We start from the raw sequence: 19,118 nt of genomic DNA, 5'->3' as shown, positions 1-19,118 counted from the left end.
TAACTAGTTCTCGACTGCGCTCGAACTGACACGAATATAAAATGAATAAAAAAGATAGTATACTAATTATAGGAGCAGGTTTGTGCGGCAGTTTGTTGGCTTTGCGTTTAGCTCAAAGAGGCTTTAAAGTTTCTGTTTATGAAAGCAGACCAGATTTAAGAACTACAGATATTTCTGCAGGAAGGTCTATAAACTTAGCTTTGTCTGATCGTGGAATTAAAGCATTGCGTTTGTGTGGAGTAGAGGAAAAAGCAAAAGAAATATGTATTCCGATGTATGGTCGATTAATACATGATATAGAAGGAAATACTTTTGCCTCTAATTACTCAGGGAGAGAAGGAGAGTATATCAATTCAATTTCACGAGGCGATTTAAATAGTATCCTATTAACAGAAGCTGAAAAGCATGAGAATGTAACGATTCATTTTAATAAGAAATGTGAGTCTGTTGATATAGAAAATACAATTGGACATTTTAAAGATTATATAACGAAAGAAGAGTTTTCTGTAAACTCGGATGTGATTTTTGGAGCCGACGGAGCTGGGTCAGTTTTGAGAAAAAAATATTATTTAGATCGTAAATTTTTATTTAGCTATTCACAGAATTATTTATCTCACGGATATAAAGAATTAGAAATTCCTGCTGATAATGTGGGGAAACATCAAATAAGTAAAGATCATTTACATATTTGGCCTCGTGGTGAATATATGTTAATAGCCTTGCCAAATATGGATGGAAGCTTTACCGTAACGCTGTTTTTAAGTTATGATGAAGGTGAATATAACTTTAACAATTTAACATCCGAAGAAAAAATTACTGCCTTTTTTGAAAAGCAATTTCCAGATGCTTTAGCCTTAATACCAAGTATAAAAGACGAGTTTTTAAACAATCCTACAGGTGCGTTAGGAACCGTAAAATGTTCGCCGTGGCATTATAAAAATAAAACAATTTTATTAGGAGATGCAGCGCATGCAATTGTTCCGTTTTACGGACAAGGAATGAATGCTTCTTTTGAAGATGTTACTGTTTTTGATGATATATTAAATAGTTTCGAGAACGGTGAAGAAATAGGTGATTGGGAAACAATTTTTAAAAAGTATGAAAAAGCAAGGAAACAAGATACAGATGCGATTGCCGATTTAGCAATTGATAATTTTCATGAAATGAAAGACCATGTAGCAAATCCGTTATTTAAAGAAAAACAAAAAATAGAAAAGGATTTAGAGAAAAATTTTCCGAATCAATATTTTTCTAAATATTCAATGGTAACTTTTAACGAAGAAATTAGCTATAATGAAGCCATGAAACGTGGGCGTGCACAAGATAAAGCTTTATTAAATTTAATTGCGGATGATGAGGTTCACACGCATTTAAATATGACAAAAGAAGAGTTAAAGATTATTTTAGAAAAAGTAAAAGAAGAAACAAACGATATTTTAGAAGAGGATAAAATAGCAGGATTGTAGACGATATTTTATGTCAGTTCGAGCGCAGTCGAGAGGTTAATTATGAAAACGTATTATGTTTATATTATTAAATGTGCTGGTGGTTTATTATATACCGGAATGACTAATAATATAGATAGAAGATATGAAGAGCATCAAAAAGGGATAAATAAAACTTGTTTTACTTTTAAAAGAAGACCTTTAGATTTGATATTTAAACAGGTTTTTAATGATGTAGAACAAGCCATTTATTTCGAGAAAAAGATAAAAAAGTGGAGCAGTAAAAAGAAGTTAGCATTAGCGAATGAAGATTTTGACATGTTAGGGATTCTCAACTCATCATAAATATAATCCAGATAATAAATAAATAGTTCTCGACTGCGCTCGAACTGACATTGCGGAAAAAGATAAAAGTATTACCTGAGGTTTAATCGAGAGGTTAATAAAGTAAATGGTTATTGACAACGCTCATACATTAAGAAATAGAATAAAAATGTCTCCTCGAGCGCAGTCGAGAGGTTAACAAAAATAAATAGTTCTCGACTGCGATCGAACTGACATTACGAAAAAAGATAAAAGTATTACCTGAGGTTTAATTGAGAGGTTGATAAAGTAAAAGGTTATTGGCTTCGCTAGAACTGACATTACAGAGAAGGATAAAAGTGTCACCTCGAGCGTAGTCGAGAGGTTAATAAAAATAAAAATGAAAAAGTACATTGTTTTACTTCGTGGAATAAATGTGTCGGGAAAAAATAAACTCCCGATGTTAAATTTACGTGAGTTGTTAAACGATTTAGAGTTTCAAAATGTGCAAACGTATATTCAAAGTGGGAATATTATTTTAGAATCTGATGAAAGTAAATCAGAAGTTTGTAAAAAAATAAAAGAAGTGATTTTTCATGAATTCGGTTATGATGTTCCTGTTATTATTAGAACAGTTTCTGAATGGAAAAAAACGATTAACAACTATCCTTTTTCAGTTGAAAATGAAAAAATAGTAGCCTTTACATTCTTAGATAAAAAAACAGAAATATCTAAAATTGAAGTTAAGAATATAGAAGAAGATAAGTATAGAATAGATAATAATATCGTGTACTTATATTGTCCGACAGGTTTTGGTAAAACAAAGTTGACAAATAATCTTATTGAGAAAAAATTAAATGTAGTTGCAACAACACGGAATTTAAGAACAACACTTAAGTTGTTGGAGTTAGCAGGGAAATAACTAAAATGTCACCTCGAGCGCAGTCGAGAGGTTTTTAAAATAAAGAATATAAAAAGGTCTCGACTGCGCTCGATCAGACAAAAAATAAGTATGGAAAAAAAAGTAACACCAAGAGGCGCATATCCACATGTAAAAGTTGTGGGAGATTTTATTTTTGTATCAGGTACAAGTTCAAGGAGGTCAGACAATACGATAGCAGGAGTTGAGTTGATTGATGAAATGAATACCAAAAAGTTAAATGCAGAAATACAAACACGCGAAGTTTTAAAAAATATCGATAAGACATTACAAACCGTTGGTGCAAGTATTAAAGATGTGGTTGATGTAACTTCTTTTTTAGTTAATATGAACGATTTTGCAGGATATAATAAAGCCTACGGAGAGTTCTTTGAAAAAGAAACAGGTCCAACACGTACAACAGTTGCTGTACATCAATTACCACATCCAGATTTAGTGGTGGAGATTAAAGTAATGGCGTATAAAAAACAATAATGAAGATTAAAAACTACATAAACGGTAAACTTATTTCTCCTGTTGCTGACAGATGGATTGATAATTACAATCCATCAAATGGAGAAGTATATTCTCAAATTCCGAATTCAACCAAAGAAGATGTAGAGTTGGCTTATAAAGCAGCAGCAGATGCTTTTGCTAGTTGGTCAAATACATCTTTAGACCAGAGAAGTAGCATCTTATCAAAGATTGCAACATTGATAAAAGAAAAGTTATCTTTTTTAGCAGCCGCAGAATCTAAAGATAACGGAAAACCAGTAAGCTTAGCTACTCAGATAGATATTCCGAGAGCGTCAAGTAATTTTCAGTTTTTTGCAAATGCAATCACGCAGTTTTCATCCGAAGCACATGAAAGTGTTGGTTTAAATGCCATGAATTTTACAATGCGTCAGCCAATCGGAGTAGTAGGTTGTATTTCTCCGTGGAATTTACCGTTGTATTTATTTACTTGGAAAATTGCTCCGGCAATTGCTGCAGGTAATTGTGTTGTTGCAAAACCAAGCGAAGTAACGCCAATGACTGCTTATTTATTGGGTGAGATTTGTACAGAAGCTGGCCTCCCGAAAGGTGTTTTAAATATTGTTCACGGATTGGGAACCACCACAGGGCAAGCAATTGTAGAACACCCGAATATAAAAGCAATTTCTTTTACAGGCGGCACAACTACAGGGGCACATATTGCACGAGTGGCGGCACCAATGTTTAAGAAACTGTCGCTAGAATTAGGAGGTAAGAATCCGAATTTAATTTTTGTAGATTGCGATTACGATAAAATGTTAGCAACTACTGTTCGTTCTTCATTTGCGAATCAAGGGCAAATTTGTTTATGCGGAAGTAGAATTTTTGTAGAAGAGAAAATCTATGAGAAATTCAAAAAAGATTTTGTTCAAAAAGTATCCGAATTAAAAGTTGGGAATCCAACAGAAGTAGATACAAATATAGGCGCATTAGTTTCTAAACAACATTTAGAAAAAGTGAAATCATATATTGATATTGCCGAGGAAGAAGGCGGAAAAATCCTTTTTGGAGGGGAAACTGTTACTGTCACAGACTGTGAAAACGGTTATTATTTACAGCCCACAATTATTGAGGTTTCTGATAATAAATGCAGGTTGAATCAAGAAGAGATTTTTGGGCCTGTTGTTACTATTATGTCTTTTAAAACAGATGAAGAAGCGTTAGCATTAGCAAACGATGTTAAATACGGACTTTCTGCAACGATATGGACGAATAACTTAAACAGAACCATGCAAATTTCTAAACAAGTTCATGCAGGAATTGTTTGGGTAAACACATGGTTGTTACGAGATTTAAGAACGCCTTTTGGCGGACAAAAAGAAAGCGGAGTAGGGCGCGAAGGTGGTTTTGAAGCCTTGCGTTTTTTTACTGAGCCTAAAAATATTTGTATTAGTTATGAATAAAGAAATCTGTTTTGTGTTTTAATGTACAATAATAACATAATGTCAGTTCGAGTGATTTTGAGGAACGTAAAATTGTATCGAGAACTAAATAAAAATAATGAATAAAGAAATACAACAAAAAATAATCACTGTTTGTGATGAGAAGATTGCTAAAAAAGGAACCAATGTAGGGTTGTCTTTTTATGCGTTTTTTAAAAATAAAAATGACAATCCGAAATTATTGATGGAAGTTGCAAAATGGTGGATTGAAGCTCATGAGTTAGATCATTTTGAAAAAGCGGTTAAAATTAAAACAATGATCCAGAATAATAATTAAAAGCGTGACTGTCATCTCGAGCGCAGTCGAGATTTTATAAGATCTCGACTGCGCTCGAGATGACATTTATAATATAATCGAAAAAAATGAATTTAAACATACAGAATAAAAACGCCTTGGTTTGCGGAAGCACACAAGGAATAGGAAAAGAATCGGCAATTGGGTTGGCATCAGAAGGTGTAAACGTAACATTAATTGCTCGTAACGAAGAGAAGTTGAAAGCTGTTTTGGCAGAATTGCCAAATAACAGCCAAAATCATAATTATATTGTTGCTGACTTTTCGAATCCAACAGAGTTGAAAGCAAAAATTGAAGCAAGTGGTTTAAATTTTCACATTTTGGTAAACAATACAGGTGGCCCTGTAGGAGGACCGGTATTTAATGCGGAATTAGATGAGTTTGAACGTGCATTTACACAACATTTAAAGTGTAATCATGTACTAGTACAAGCCTTGGTTCCGTTTATGAAAGAAGCAGGTTTTGGTAGGGTTATTAACGTGATTTCTACCTCAGTAAAACAACCTTTAGAAGGCTTGGGCGTGTCTAATACTATTCGTGGTGCCGTTGCCAGTTGGTCTAAAACATTGGCAAACGAACTGGGGCAGTTTAATATTACTGTAAATAACGTGTTGCCAGGCGCAACAGGAACTGAGCGTTTAAAAGAAATCATAAATAATAAAGCAGCTAAAACAGGTATGTCTGTTGAGGTGGTTTCAGAAAACATGATGAATGCCTCACCAGCAAAACGTTTTGCAAAACCAGAAGAAATTGCAAATGCAATTGTGTTTTTAGCAAGTGAAAAAGCAAGTTTTATCAACGGAATTAACGTTCCGGTTGATGGAGGAAGAACAAAGAGTTTGTAATTTTTTTAGAAGCTATTTCCTGCTTTCACTACTCGCTTTTTTTGCTGCTGTTCTCGATACAAATTTACTCGAACTGACAGCAAAAAAGAGCTCAAACAAACCACTCAATCAGGGCTAAACTTGTTTGCTGAGGTTTGTTATAAAAACGAATAGGAAGATTATTTATAAAGAGATAACAAGTTTGTAATTTAGAAACCAAATTTCGCGTTAGGGATTGCAGCGGCATCCTTTTTATAAGTTAATAAAACGGCGTCATTACGAGTGAAACGAAGTAATCTCTTTGAAGATTAGATGATATCATAGAAAGATAAAAATTTTCTTAGCAATGACATAAAAAGATACAGTGAAAAGCCCGACCTTTAGGGAACGCCAAAAAAATAGAGATATGAGTTTAGTACAGCCTTTAAATTTTAAAAAGTGGATTGATGAAAACCGTCATTTATTAAAGCCGCCAGTTGGTAACAAACAGGTTTGGGATAACGGTGAATATATTGTTATGGTTGTTGGTGGGCCAAATAATAGAAAAGATTACCATTATAACGAAACCCCTGAATTTTTCTATCAGGTTGAGGGAGATATGATTTTAAAAATCATAGATGATAAAGGTACAATGATTGATGTTGAAATTAATGAAGGTGATATTTATTTATTGCCAGGAAAAGTACCACATTCTCCGCAACGTAAAGAAAATACAGTTGGTTTGGTCATTGAATATCCGCGTTCGGAAGGAATGTTAGATGCTTTAGAATGGTATTGTGAAAACTGTGGAAATCAGTTATACAGAGAAGAATTTGCATTAGATAATATCGAAACAGATATGCCAATTATTTTCGATACATATTATTCTGACAAACAGAAATGTACCTGCTCTAATTGCGGAACAACAATGGAAGCGCCAAAGAAGATTAAATAAAATACTATCGTCATTACGAGGAACGAAGTAATCTCTTTATAGATAATTAGATTGCTACATAAAGTGAAAAAATTTCTTCGCTATGACATCATAACACTGAAATTAATTCAGAAAGATGACAAAAAGAAAACTACGCATAAACGGACATTCACATTTATTACCATACCCAGAGCAAATTCCCGCTTTTATGAGGGAAAAAGAAATTTTTTGGGTAGACGATGAACGCAAACACATGTTGCAAAAAGGTTGGAAACGACCGGTAACAGATTCTAGTTTTTTCTTAGATGAAAAACTACGTTGGATGGAAAAAAACAAGTTAGATCATGCAGTAGTTTTAAATTTGTCTCAACTCTATGGAAATGGTTTGCGTTTAGAGGAAATGAAAAAGGCCTTGCGTTTTCAGAATGATTTTAACGCAAAAGTACAACACGATCATCCAGGTAAATTTACTTGTGGTTTTGTGGTACATCCTGGTTTTATTCAAGGTGCTTTGTGGGAAATGGAGCGTTGCGTAGAAGAGTTGGGACTAAAAGTATTGTGTTTACCAACGCATTTTATGGATTCTATTGGGCAATGGCGTTGCGTTTTTGATAAAGAAAACGATGCTATTTTTGAATTAGCAGATAAATATAAACTAGCTATTGAAATACATCCGTATGACGGGGATAAAATGATTAAGTTAGAAAATACCAACTGGCGTTTTCATTTAATTTGGATGTTGGCACAATGTGGTGACGCGTATCATTTTTATACTTTAAATGGTATGCAAGAACGTTTTCCTAATATAAGAACTTGTTTTGCGCACGGAGGTCAATTAGCACAAATGAATTTAGGGCGTCGTATTCAAGGCTTTGATGGTAGACCTGATTTATTTGAAGGAAAAACGCATCCTAGAAAAGCAGTTGGGCATCCAAATATCTTTTTTGATACTTTGGTACACGATACCGATTCGTTAAAATTAATGATCGACCGCCAAGGATCTAACCAAGTAATTATGGGATTAGATGATCCGTATCCATTAGGTGAAATGGAAAACGATGCACAATCTTCGTACCCAGGTAAATTATTAGATTTAGCGATAGAAAGAAATTTAATTAACGAAAAACAATACCATGAAATTTGGGAAGATAATACGTTACGTTGGTTGTTTGGTGAAGATGAAAAAGCGAAACAAGATTTGATTTCGAAAATTTTAAAATAAGATGTCTGAAGTTACCCAGTTTCATAACGTATCACATATTTTTATTTCCTTTATTGGTGCAATATTACTGTTAGCAATTTATTATAATATTAGAAATAGATTTAAACAGGTATTAGAAGAAGGAAACACAATAAAGCGTGTAGATAAAGGCTTGTTGTATTTAAGTTTTGGAATGTTAGTTTGGGTAGTTTCTGGTATTTGGGCTTATGTTGCTGGCTATTTTAGTTTTACAGAAACAAGCAGCTATCAGATAGGAGTAAATATTTTATCGACCATTAATAATTTATTTTGGTTGTTGGCTTTGTATTATGTGCACGATGCGCCAAAATTTATTTATCAGAATGAAAAGAATGTAAAAATCATAGGTGTCATAATTGTAGCGGTAGCTTCACTAACAATGTTACTATCTTTTTTTGTAGGTAATGAGGTTTATTACGGTGTAAAAATAGCTGCAATTCCTGATGTTCTACTAACTACTTTTTTGTGTTATTTAATGGGAGTTTCTTTTTTTAGAACTTTTATGCATCGAGATTTAAAGTTGGTGGCTATTATTTCAGTAGTTGTAATTTCATTATTGTTTTTATCACAATTATATGATGTTTTTGTTGGGTTAGATAATGATTTTGTAAATCTTATGATTCGTATTATCGCCAAAACCTCTTTGGTTTCTGTCTTTTTAGTGTTGTCAACAAGCTGGGTAATTCAGTTAGCTCATACACCAAAGCCTAATGAGATTCGAATTAAATTTTTAGATTGGTCTTTAATTCAATTAAGTGTGCCGTCTAAAGGTATTTATGAAGAAAAAATCGATTTTGGTTCTAAAACAACGCAATACAAAAATTTATTAAATTTCGCCTATCGCCGAAAGTTTGCTGAAGCTACAAACCAATCGATTGTGGTAAATTCGGGAGGAGAAATTAAGAGTCAAACCTATTTAACGAGAATCGTTGATAATATAAACTCGATACTTCAGTTAGAAGAAAATGATAGATTAGAGCGCAAAGATTTAATAACATTTATAGGAGAAAGTAAATATCGTTTGCGCGTTTTACCGGAACATATTTTTATTGACGAAGCTTTGTTAGAGGAATATAAAAAATAACTATAACGTGTTTAGCTGCCCTAGTAACTGAATAAGTGCGCTTTTTGTTTTGGCATATTCATAGTTGTTTTTTACTTCTTTTAAATTGCTTTCAATTAATTTTACTTCTCGGTAATTAATTAGAAAAAGCGAACTCTCTCCTAAATAAAATTTTCTTTCTTCGCTTTTAACAATTTTCTTATAACCGTTAACTAAATCTTCTAATATATTCTTTTGCTTTTCGTACGATATTATTTGTTGTCTTGTGGCATTAATTTTATTTTGTAAACTTGTTTTTGTAGATGATATTTCAAAATTTAAATCTTGTAATTTAAGTTTTGCTAACTTTAATTCACCTCTAGATTTTCTTAAAAATAAAGGAACACTAACTTGTAGTGAGTTTTTGTAGTTAGATACATTAAAAGCATCTAAATTATCCACTTTAGAACTTAGTAAATTGTATTGAAAATCAATTTTAGGAAGTAAGTTATTTACTTTTAATTGTTTGTTAATTTCTAGGTTTCTTCTCTTTAATTCTAATAATTTTACTTTAGGATGATCATTTAAATTATTCTGAACAATAGCATTTGCTGTCGATTTTAAAAGTACATCCATCTTGGTAAAAGTTGTAACATCAGGTATCATCTCATCTTTTAACTCCATCGGAATATTAGTATCAATCCATAGGTAATTAGAAAACTCTAATTTCGATTTTATGTATTTGATATTAGCTTTTTCTAAATCTAATCTTCGGCTTTTTAAATTTATGCTAGCTTCTAAAGTATCTACAGCAGCTTTATCACCGGCTTTAAAACTGGTAATTACATTTTTTAGTCGAACCTGTGCATTGGTATAATAATCCTTGTAAATAGTATGTTGTTGGTAATACGAAGTCCAATTTAAATAAGAATCAATAGCATTAAATAAAATGGTATTGATAAGTAGTTGCTGTTCTAATTTACCTTGTTTGGTATAAAGTTTAGCTTGTTTTAAGGTAGCCATTCTTTTATTAATAAATAAGTTTCTGGCTAACGGAATAGCAACTCCAACATTATATAGCCCATTTTTAGGTGTTTTAAATTGCGGATTTAAAAATTGACCTGAATTGTTCTCATAACTAGCTTTTAATTCGATTCCATACCAAGTTGGTATTTTAAAAGTTGAGGTTAATTTTTTGTAGTAATCAGTATCCTTAAACTCTTTTCTGTCATAGTCAATCGCTATTTTAGGATCAAAAGCACCACGCGCTTTCATTAATTTAGCTTCGTTTGTATTTGTAATAAGTTTTGCCTGTTTTAAAACAGGATGGTGTTTTTTTACATAACCCAAACTTTCCTCTAAAGAAAGAGTGTTGATTGGTTTGTTTTGAGAAAAAGAAATAAAGCTTATAAATAGATATAGAAAGGATAATTTTTTCATTATTTCTTCTTATTTGAACTGTTTTTAGTGTCTTCTGGTTGATAAAAATTAGGAGGAAAGCTATTGATTTGTCTCCATAATTCATACCAAATCGGTACATTTTCTAATAAAGCTATTGTTTTTGCTCCAGAACCAATTCTAATAGCTTTTGGCCATGGTTCTTGCTCGTTATTAGGAATTATTAAAACTCGATATTTACCGTTGCTGCTAATAAAATTTTCGATAGCAACTATTTTTGCTTCATACGTACCAGTAGACATGTTTGGCCAACCACTAAAAACTATTGCAGGCCAACCATCAAACTGAACACGAACTTTTTCATTAATATGTATTAGTGGCAAATCGATTGGTTTTATGTACATTTCTACAGCCAAGTCATATACAGCTGGCATAATATTTACCAATTGTTCGCCTTCTTTAAAAGTTTCTCCAATTCCAGATTTTATAGCCTTGTTAATGTAACCATCTTGTGGTGCTGTAACATATAATAAAGAACTTCTTTTATTATAGTTAGCAAGGTTTGTTTCTAATTTAGAAACTTGTATTGCTGTTTCATAAGCTCCTGATTCAGCTGAATATAAACCACTTTCAGCCTTAGAAAGCTTATCCATATAAGAAGCTCCAATGCTTGAAACGGTAAGTTTTGCGTTAATAATATTATTTTTAGATGTTAAAAATTTGTTTTTTTGAGAGATAACTTTTGCGGTATATTCTTGAAGCTTAGCTCTCTTTTCTTCTACATCTTTAACAGCTTTTAAACCCTCTTCTTGTAAAGTGAGTGTTCTGTCATATTGAATTTTAGCAATATCTTGTTTTATAATAGTTGTTTCTAAATCAATGCTATCACTTTTAACTTTTAAATAAGCTTGTTGTAATTTGTTTTTAGCTTGTTGTAATTTTAATCCTCGTTCATTTTTTAAAGCATAAATTTGTCTTTTTAATGCTGCAATTTTATTAGTATAAGATTTTTCTGATAGATTTTTAGAGTTTAATTGATTCCCTGTTCTTTCAGCTAATTTGGTGTCGAAATAATTACTTTTTATTTCAGAAATTCTTAATATTGTATCGCCTTTTTTAACAAAATCACCTTCTTGAATAAACCATTCTTCTATACGTCCAGGTATTTGAGACTGCAAGGTTTGTGGTCTTTGGTTTGGTTTTAAGGTGGTTACGTTACCCGAGCTAGTTACATTCTGTGTCCATGGTAAAAATAATGTGATAATTAGAACAATTAAAAAGAAAAACAAAAATTTTCGAAATGATTTATGATATTCTTTTCTAAATATTTTTTTACCTGATTTAAAATTAGATAAATTTATTTGATTAGAAACTGTATTGTTAGATATATTAAGCATTGTTTCTCATTTAATTGTTAACAATAACTCCTTTTTTAAGAGTAATTTGTTTGTTACATTTTTCTTTCCAATTATCATTGCTACTTACTATAATTAAGCTCCAAGTTTGTGATGGATTAGTAACAAAATCGATAATTTTTCTTCCTTCATGTTTTTCTAATTGGTCTAGAGGATCTTCTAATATTAAAAGTTTAGGTTTTTTAATAATTGCTCTAGCTAAAATTATTTTTTTAGAAACAGTGTATCCAATAAGTTTTCCTTCGGGTTTTAAATAAGTATCTAGTCCGTTGGGTTGGTGCTTTAAAAAATCAGTTAAACCAACAACATTAAATATCATATATATTTCTTCATCAGTAATTGAAATATCCCCAAAAGTTACATTTTCTCTAATCGTTCCTTTAAAAGGAGTTTCTTCAGATAATGATAAACCTAAATTTGCTCTATAATTATTAATAAATAAGCTTTCTAAAGACAAATCATTTACAAAGATGTTTCCTGATGTAGGTTTTATAAGTCCGCAAATTAAGTGAATTAAACTCGATTTTCCAGAGCCACTTTCCCCTTGAATTAAAATTCTATCCTTTGGGTTAATTTCAAAAGAAATATTGCTTAAAATTGCGTATTCTTTTTTATCAACATTATATGATAGATTTTGAATTTCAATATTAAAAGGTTTTTTAACATTAACTTTACTTCCTTCTTGGCTTTCAATAGGTTTATCTATTACCTGACCTAATTTTTCAATAGATGTAAGAACATCGTAAAAAGATTCTAAACCTAAAATTAATTTTTCAACAGAAGCAATTACTAATAGTATAATTATTTCAGCAGCAACAAACTGACCAATATTCATTTGTTGATTTAATACTAAAAAACCTCCCATAAGTAACAAGCCTGCGGTAATAATAACTTTAAAACTAATCATTTGTATATACTGAATGATTAATACTCTAAAGTGACTTTCTCTTGAATCTAAGTAATCATTTACTAACAAATCACTTTTATCTAAAGCATGTTTTGTTTTTCCTGATAATTTAAAACTAATTATAGTTCTTGCAATTTCCTGTAACCAGTGTGCTACCTTATACTTGTTTTTCGATTCATTTAAACTTGTTTCTAATCCTATTTTTGCAGTATATTTAAATACAATATATATAAGTACTAGGAGTAAAGCCCCAAATAATATAAAAAATGGATGATAGAAAGATAGTAATAGTAAGGCAAAAATAATCTGCAAGAAAGCTGAGGGAACATCTATTAAAATTTTTGATATTCCTTTTTGAATTGTTAGTGTATCAAAAAAACGATTTGCCAATTCGGGCGGATAATAGTTTCTTAATTCGCTCATTTTAATTTTTGGAAAACGGTAACTAAGCTCTATAGATGCTCTGGTAAAAATACGCTGCTGTATGGTTTCTATAATTCTAATTTGCATTAGTTTTAAAACGCCACTAAAAGCAACACCCAAAGTAACTAAAATAACAAGTACTATCCAAGAAGCAGAAATTTGAGCACCTTGTAATAAATTTATAATTGCTTGTATTCCTAAAGGAAGAGATAAAGCAACGATACCATCGAAAACAGCATAGTATGATATTTGTAAAACGTCTTTTTTTTCTAGTCTTAAAAGTCCTAAAAAACGTTGCCAAGGAGTTAATTGATTATTATCTGTCATTTGAAAGGGTGTTTAATGTTAAATCAAGAAAAAATGAAGTAGGAGAGATCGTATTATTACAATTAGTTAGTGACTTAAAATGTTGCTTAACAAATTGCTGATGCAAAGCGCCCTCAATAACTGTGCTAGCTAATGTTAAAGGATGTTGATAAGAATTTTTGTAATTAGTAATTATATCAGCTAAACGTTTTACTACTTGTTTATAAAGTTTAAAAAAACCTTCTTTATTCTCGGAGTCTACTTCTTTTGTAGAATATGATTTAGAATTCTCGTTGATTACAATTAAATTTAGTAAAACTTCATTTATATGCGAAAAATTACTGTCTTGTTCAGTTGTTTTCGTTACTATTTTAATAGCTTTAATTAATTTTTCTTTTGGATCATTAATACTATAGGTCTCTATTACTAATTGATATTGTACCCAACCCCAATACCATGAGGTTAAATAAACTAATAGTTTATGTTTACTTTCAAAATACCTATATATAGAGCTTTCATTAGAGCCAATCAATTTACCTAGTTTTTTAAAATTAAAACTTTCAAAGCCAACCGCTTCTATTAACTTAATACTGTTTTCTACAATTCTTTTCCCTAAATCAGATGTTTCAGGATCTTTGATATAAATTCCGCAAGGAATTTCTATTTTAATATTAGCTAATAAACTTTTCATAAAATAATATTTACACCTGCAAATATAATAGTAATACTATTAAAAAAGAAAGTATATGTGTTATTTTATTTTAAAATTGATATTATTGCCAATAACAAAAACTCACAAACACTTATTTTTTAATACAATTAACTACAATGCTTTTTTAAAAATTGATGTAAAAATACATTTGTGAAAATATATTTATTTTTATGAAAACTCACACATCTACATCTAGTTTTATAGGACATCCGAGGGGATTGTTGTATTTATTTTTTGCTGAATTATGGGAGCGATTTTCGTTTTACGGAATGCGAGCTTTACTTGTTTTGTACATGACAAAGCATTTATTGTATTCTGATGAAATGTCATTCGGAGTATACGCGGCATACATGTCACTCGTATATGTAACACCAATGATTGGTGGTATTCTAGCTGATAAAATACTAGGTTTTAGAAAAGCTATTTTATTAGGAGGTGTATTAATGGCGTTGGGGCATTTCTTACTAACCTTTGAGCAGCCAATTTTTTTCTATGGATCATTGGCATTAATTATTGTAGGAAACGGATTCTTTAAGCCAAACATTTCTTCGTTTGTAGGTAATTTATATAAACAAGGAGATGTGCGTAGAGATGCAGGATTTACCATTTTTTATATGGGAATAAATATTGGTGGCGCAATTGCTCCGATAGCTTGTGCATGGTTTGCTGAAACTTATGGTTGGCATTATGGTTTTATATTAGCAGGAATAGGTATGTTGCTAGGGTTGCTTGTGTTTCAAAGAGGTCTTAAAAATAATACTTTTAAAGATAAAGGTTTGGTTACAAATATAGAGTTGTATAATGAACCGATCTTCGGAATAAAAAAAGGAACTGCGATTATTATTGCCGCATTTTTATCGGTGCCAATTTTTGCTTTGATTATACGATTTCATCAGTTTGAGCATTATTTAGTTTGGGTAGTTTCAGCATTTTTAATAATCTACATCGCTTATATTTTAAAACAAGTAAGTAAAACAGAAAAGCAGCGTTTATTGGTTGCTGTGTATTTTACAGTTTTATATACTTTATTCGCTGCCATTTTTGAGCAAGCAGGTAGTTCATTAACGCTTTTTGCAGATAGAAATGTAAATTTAGTAGGTATGAATGCAGCAGGAACTAATAGTATTAATTCGGGTTTTATAATTTTGTTAGCAATTCCGTTTTCTATTTTATGGACATTTTTGAGTAAAATAAATAAGAATCCTAATTCGGTAATTAAATTCGGACTTGGATTATTATTTCTTGGGCTTGGTTTTGTTATTTTTGGTATGTCGGCAAATCAAGTAGATGAATTTGCAAAAACGCCAATTTTTTATTTGGTTGTTGGTTATTTAGTGCTAACAATAGGTGAGTTATTTTTGTCACCAATAGGTTTGTCTAAAATGACAGAATTATCGCCAATTAAATATGTTTCTTTTATTATGGGAGTATGGTTTTCGGCGAATTTTTATGGTCATTTCTTTGCAGGAAAAATAGCAAAACTAACAACTGTTTCAGAAGGTGATTTAGGGGTGTTTTCTACCGGTATGTTTGGTGAAATCACTCAATTTATTACAGGTTTATCAAATAGTGCAGTTTTAGAAAAAGGCGTTATTTTTCAGCAATTATATTCTTATGTTTCGGTGTATGCAAGTTTCGGAGTAATGGCATCTTTTGTAGGGGTTTTAGTAATCATTTTTTCATCAGCAATAAAAAGAAGAATGCATAATATTCATTAAAATAATTAATACATGAAAAAGAGAATAGTGCTAATCGTTTTTTTACAGTTATTAATAAGCTGTAAAAAAGAGGTGACCAATGTGGCATTTAAAAGCATAAAAACCGATGAATTCGAATTACTTGTTTCCAAGCAACAAAAGGGATTATTAATCTTATTTCCTGGAGGAGGAGGTAGTGCAGAAAACATTAAAAAAGAATTTGATATTGTACAGAAAGCAAATGAAAAAGGAGTTTCATTACTGCTAATAAACTTTGCGAGAAAATTATGGATAGAAAAAGAAGATAGCGAAAAATTAACAGCCTTAATTCTTGAAACCATCAACAAGAATAACTTAAAAACCGATAATATTTATATTGGAGGGATGTCTATAGGTGGTAATGTGGCATTAACATTGTCTGATTATTTACTAAAAAATAAAATAGTAGCTGTTAAAGGAACTTTTATAGTAGATTCTCCTATCGACTTATTTGGATTGTATGAGAGTTCTTTAAAAGATATTCAGCGAAAGGATTTTTCTGAAGAACGTTTGGCGGAACCAAAATGGATTGTCAGTTTTTTTGAAGAACGATTTACTAAAGATTCATTGTTAAATAATATTCAACAGATTTCTCCTTTTACTTATAAAACAGAAAACTTCAATAATATTTATAGTTTAAAAAGAGCTAAACTCCGCTTATATACAGAGCCAGATGAACGTTGGTGGAAGGAAGTTCGTAAAACCGATTATGAATCGACCAATGCATACAGAATTAGAAAATTAAATGATTTATTAGTTGCAAATAGTTGGAGAAGAGTAACATTAATAGAAACAAATAATAAAGGATATAGGGCGAACGGAGAACGTAACCCTCATAGTTGGTCTATTGTAAATGTTGATGATTTATTAGAATGGATATTAGGGTAAAAAAGAAAGCCTTAGATTTTATCTAAGGCTTTCTTTTTATAAGTGTAAAATTATTTTTATTTAAAAGTAGATGTAATGCTAATTGCAACTTCATCCCAAGTTTTAGAAACACCATCAGCTCCTTTGTGTAAGTCTTTACAAACTTCATTTAAAGAGCTTAAAGCTTTACTAGCATTCCAGTCTGTAATTTTAAGATTACCATTTAAGGTAATAACTTTACCATCAATACTGTATTTAAAAGCAAGCTTTTTGGTAACACCATTCATTGTTAAATTAGAATAACCAATAGAATCATTTTCTAAAACTAATTTTCCAGAAAGTAATTCTGTTTTATCCATAATTCCAAAGAAGAACTTTTTTATTTTAAAATCTCTACTAGAATCTTTAGTAAAAAGACTGCTTACTGGAATAGAAAATTCGGCATTGTTAATTGCTTCTTTTGCTGTAGTTCCATCACCGTTAGCGGTTATTGTTACTTTTTTAAAAGAACCACCTACAGGTATTTTTTCACTTGTTTTGTAGGCTGTAAAGTTTATTTCATTGTTTGCATCTTGCAAAGAGAAAGGCGCATTGTTTTCAAGTTTAATTTCTTCTTTTTCTGATGTTTCTTTTTTAGCTTCTGATTTACAAGAAGTAAAGTTTGCTAAAGTAGCAAGTACGAATAAAGAATAAATGATTTTTTTCATGATATTTATTTTATAATTGAATTAACTAAGTTGATGTATTCTTGTTTAGCTTCATCTTCTGTCATACCTTGTAATTGAATCCAAGCATTAAACTTAAATGCGTTTCGTAAGTCATGATTGCTATTAAAAGTAAACTTATCTCCTTTTACAGCTTGTTTGTAATATGCATAGAATTTAAGCATAACATCAGGTGGCAGCTTTTCTTTATAGCTAGAAGCTTTTTTATAAGCTTTATTAAATTGTATATCTAAATCACTCATCATATAAAGAAGAATCAAGTAAAGAGGTAATTACATTATGTAGTGTATATACAAATATACAAAAGGCGCAAGGAAAAACAAGCTGTCAAGCCTATCTAACAATCCACCATGCCCAGGCATAATTGTACCACTATCTTTTACATTTGCCTGCCTTTTAAATTTAGATTCTACTAAATCACCTAAAGAACCAAATACCGAAACAATAATAGCAATGATTATCCAGTTTAAAATTGAAAATGATTTTGAGTAAGTTCCAATTAAAACCCCAGCTAAAATAGCAAAAAGTAATCCACCAATAAACCCTTCAATAGTTTTTTTGGGTGACACTGATTCAAACAATTTATGTTTACCAAAGTTTTTGCCTACAAAAAAAGCAAAGCTATCATTGGTCCAAATCATTAAAATAATAAAAATTATAATATTCGGATGGTAACTACTTTCTATAAATGGAAGTTTTATTAAAAAGTAAAAAGGCAATATCAAGTATATTATTTGCAAAAATATTTTTTGCGTTATATTACCTGTCTTTATAAGTTTTGTACTTATTAATAAATAGAGTAATATAAGTAAACCGGTAATAGAAAATCCTATCAAATAATTTGTAAAAACAATAGGAACTTTAATTGTAGATAAATATATAAATCCTGCTAAAAGAATATAGGGTATCACATTTTTTAATTTCAGTATTTTTGAAAGCTCAAAAACACATGTAGCAGCAAAAACTGCTATCAGCGCTATATATGATTCTTTAGAAAAAAGTATAGCGGAAATAAAAAGTATAGCATAAACAAGTCCAGAAATACTTCTTGTTATGAGGTTGCGCATAGTTTATAAATCTTCAAAGAGGAGCAAATATAAGTTTTTTGAGTTACTATTACCATAACTTAAAAAACTATCATCTTCAGCATCTATGTTGTAGTTAGTAGTTGAGCTAATATTGGTTGGTATGTTACCACTAAAATGTGTTTTAATACCTGTTAAACCTTCACCCATATCTTTTACTAGTTGACTAGTGGTAGCGTAAACGATAAAGTTTTCAGAATGTGATGTTAATTTATCGCTACCTAATTGATGAGAAGAGAATAATATGTTTCCGTTATTAGCAATTAAATGTTCACAAGAGGTGAAAAAAGGAACAGATTCAGAAGGTTGTTTCTGAATATTGATGTCTATATTTTTAGTTATTTTTAATAAGTCAAAATCAGAGCATGTAATTTTATCCCAATTATTTTCTTGTAAAATGTGCTTTAAGTTGTTAGATACTTCATCGATTGTAGTGCAGTATAGAAATTTACCACCTTTATTAATGAAATTATGAACAAAAGAATCATCTAAAGATAAGTTAACTTCCTGTTCGTTAATTAACTTTTCTTCAGATGATTTTCTATATGATTTGTATAATTTTTTTAAAAAATTCATTCAAATAAAAA

20 protein-coding genes are annotated in these 19,118 nt (G+C 30.6%); 12 read left to right on the top strand and 8 right to left on the bottom strand.

All coding sequences use genetic code 11. The annotated features are described in order from the left end of the window. The first annotated feature begins 41 nt into the window (after nt 1-41). The 10 genes from AC28QF_RS07830 (at nt 42) to AC28QF_RS07785 (ending at nt 8,999) form a co-directional block, all read left to right on the top strand. The gene (locus tag AC28QF_RS07830) at nt 42-1,466 is read left to right on the top strand and encodes an FAD-dependent oxidoreductase (RefSeq protein WP_488201412.1); all 1,425 of its coding nucleotides are present in this window, start codon (nt 42-44) and stop codon (nt 1,464-1,466) included. 42 nt (nt 1,467-1,508) lie between these two features. Further along, complete coding sequence (locus tag AC28QF_RS07825; RefSeq protein ID WP_488201413.1) at nt 1,509-1,790, top strand: GIY-YIG nuclease family protein; 282 nt, start codon at nt 1,509-1,511, stop codon at nt 1,788-1,790. A gap of 358 nt (nt 1,791-2,148) precedes the next feature. Further along, nucleotides 2,149-2,670 carry a DUF1697 domain-containing protein gene (locus tag AC28QF_RS07820; RefSeq protein ID WP_488201414.1) on the top strand — a complete coding sequence of 174 codons (522 nt, stop codon included), beginning with the start codon at nt 2,149-2,151 and terminating at the stop codon, nt 2,668-2,670. Between the two features lie 90 nt (nt 2,671-2,760). Next, the gene (locus tag AC28QF_RS07815) at nt 2,761-3,162 is read left to right on the top strand and encodes a RidA family protein (protein WP_488201415.1); all 402 of its coding nucleotides are present in this window, start codon (nt 2,761-2,763) and stop codon (nt 3,160-3,162) included. Continuing rightward, complete coding sequence (locus AC28QF_RS07810) at nt 3,162-4,604, top strand: aldehyde dehydrogenase (protein WP_488201416.1); 1,443 nt, start codon at nt 3,162-3,164, stop codon at nt 4,602-4,604. Before AC28QF_RS07815 ends, AC28QF_RS07810 begins: the two co-directional genes overlap by 1 nt. Nucleotides 4,605-4,701: 97 nt before the next feature. After that, nucleotides 4,702-4,920, top strand: a complete 219-nt coding sequence (locus AC28QF_RS07805) for a DUF6500 family protein (RefSeq protein ID WP_488201417.1) — start codon at nt 4,702-4,704, stop codon at nt 4,918-4,920. Nucleotides 4,921-5,006: 86 nt separating this feature from the next. After that, a complete protein-coding gene (locus tag AC28QF_RS07800) occupies nt 5,007-5,783 on the top strand; it encodes an SDR family oxidoreductase (protein ID WP_488201418.1) in 777 nt (258 codons plus the stop codon). 385 nt (nt 5,784-6,168) lie between these two features. Further along, nucleotides 6,169-6,696, top strand: coding sequence for a 3-hydroxyanthranilate 3,4-dioxygenase (locus tag AC28QF_RS07795; RefSeq protein ID WP_488201419.1), 528 nt, complete (start codon nt 6,169-6,171; stop codon nt 6,694-6,696). 115 nt (nt 6,697-6,811) lie between these two features. After that, nucleotides 6,812-7,897 carry an amidohydrolase family protein gene (locus AC28QF_RS07790; protein ID WP_488201420.1) on the top strand — a complete coding sequence of 362 codons (1,086 nt, stop codon included), beginning with the start codon at nt 6,812-6,814 and terminating at the stop codon, nt 7,895-7,897. A gap of 1 nt (nt 7,898) precedes the next feature. Then, nucleotides 7,899-8,999 (top strand): hypothetical protein, encoded by a 1,101-nt coding sequence (locus AC28QF_RS07785; protein ID WP_488201421.1) that lies wholly within the window; start codon nt 7,899-7,901, stop codon nt 8,997-8,999. Here AC28QF_RS07785 and AC28QF_RS07780 read toward each other — a convergent pair whose 3' ends face one another. From AC28QF_RS07780 to AC28QF_RS07765, 4 genes are read right to left on the bottom strand one after another with little or no spacing between them, the layout of a single operon-like run. Beyond that, nucleotides 9,000-10,397 (bottom strand): TolC family protein, encoded by a 1,398-nt coding sequence (locus AC28QF_RS07780; RefSeq protein ID WP_488201422.1) that lies wholly within the window; start codon nt 10,395-10,397, stop codon nt 9,000-9,002. Beyond that, nucleotides 10,397-11,752 carry an HlyD family secretion protein gene (locus AC28QF_RS07775; protein ID WP_488201423.1) on the bottom strand — a complete coding sequence of 452 codons (1,356 nt, stop codon included), beginning with the start codon at nt 11,750-11,752 and terminating at the stop codon, nt 10,397-10,399. The genes AC28QF_RS07780 and AC28QF_RS07775 overlap by 1 nt, the downstream gene beginning before the upstream one ends. A gap of 10 nt (nt 11,753-11,762) precedes the next feature. Continuing rightward, a complete protein-coding gene (locus AC28QF_RS07770; RefSeq protein WP_488201424.1) occupies nt 11,763-13,427 on the bottom strand; it encodes a peptidase domain-containing ABC transporter in 1,665 nt (554 codons plus the stop codon). After that, nucleotides 13,417-14,097 (bottom strand): TetR/AcrR family transcriptional regulator, encoded by a 681-nt coding sequence (locus tag AC28QF_RS07765; protein ID WP_488201425.1) that lies wholly within the window; start codon nt 14,095-14,097, stop codon nt 13,417-13,419. The genes AC28QF_RS07770 and AC28QF_RS07765 overlap by 11 nt, the downstream gene beginning before the upstream one ends. A 191-nt stretch (nt 14,098-14,288) precedes the next feature. Between AC28QF_RS07765 and AC28QF_RS07760 the strand changes: the two genes are divergently transcribed. Together AC28QF_RS07760 and AC28QF_RS07755 are read left to right on the top strand one after the other, a co-directional pair. Continuing rightward, nucleotides 14,289-15,836, top strand: coding sequence for a peptide MFS transporter (locus AC28QF_RS07760; RefSeq protein ID WP_488201426.1), 1,548 nt, complete (start codon nt 14,289-14,291; stop codon nt 15,834-15,836). Nucleotides 15,837-15,848: 12 nt separating this feature from the next. After that, nucleotides 15,849-16,742, top strand: a complete 894-nt coding sequence (locus AC28QF_RS07755) for a hypothetical protein (protein ID WP_488201427.1) — start codon at nt 15,849-15,851, stop codon at nt 16,740-16,742. Between the two features lie 56 nt (nt 16,743-16,798). Here AC28QF_RS07755 and AC28QF_RS07750 read toward each other — a convergent pair whose 3' ends face one another. Genes AC28QF_RS07750 through AC28QF_RS07735 form a run of 4 tightly spaced genes read right to left on the bottom strand, consistent with a single transcriptional unit; the run spans nt 16,799 to nt 19,107 of the window. Next, entirely contained in the window at nt 16,799-17,428 is a 630-nt protein-coding gene (locus tag AC28QF_RS07750) for a YceI family protein (protein ID WP_488201428.1), read from the bottom strand. A gap of 5 nt (nt 17,429-17,433) precedes the next feature. Then, nucleotides 17,434-17,688, bottom strand: coding sequence for an acyl-CoA-binding protein (locus AC28QF_RS07745; RefSeq protein ID WP_488202415.1), 255 nt, complete (start codon nt 17,686-17,688; stop codon nt 17,434-17,436). 30 nt (nt 17,689-17,718) lie between these two features. Then, the gene (locus AC28QF_RS07740; RefSeq protein WP_488201430.1) at nt 17,719-18,513 is read right to left on the bottom strand and encodes a phosphatidate cytidylyltransferase; all 795 of its coding nucleotides are present in this window, start codon (nt 18,511-18,513) and stop codon (nt 17,719-17,721) included. Between the two features lie 3 nt (nt 18,514-18,516). Beyond that, nucleotides 18,517-19,107, bottom strand: coding sequence for a hypothetical protein (locus AC28QF_RS07735; protein WP_488201431.1), 591 nt, complete (start codon nt 19,105-19,107; stop codon nt 18,517-18,519). Between the last annotated feature and the right edge of the window lie 11 nt (nt 19,108-19,118).

This window comes from Tenacibaculum sp. M1.3A, from assembly GCF_057732375.1.
Note: the sequence above shows the minus strand (reverse complement) of the source record. Positions and strands in the feature narration are given on the sequence as shown.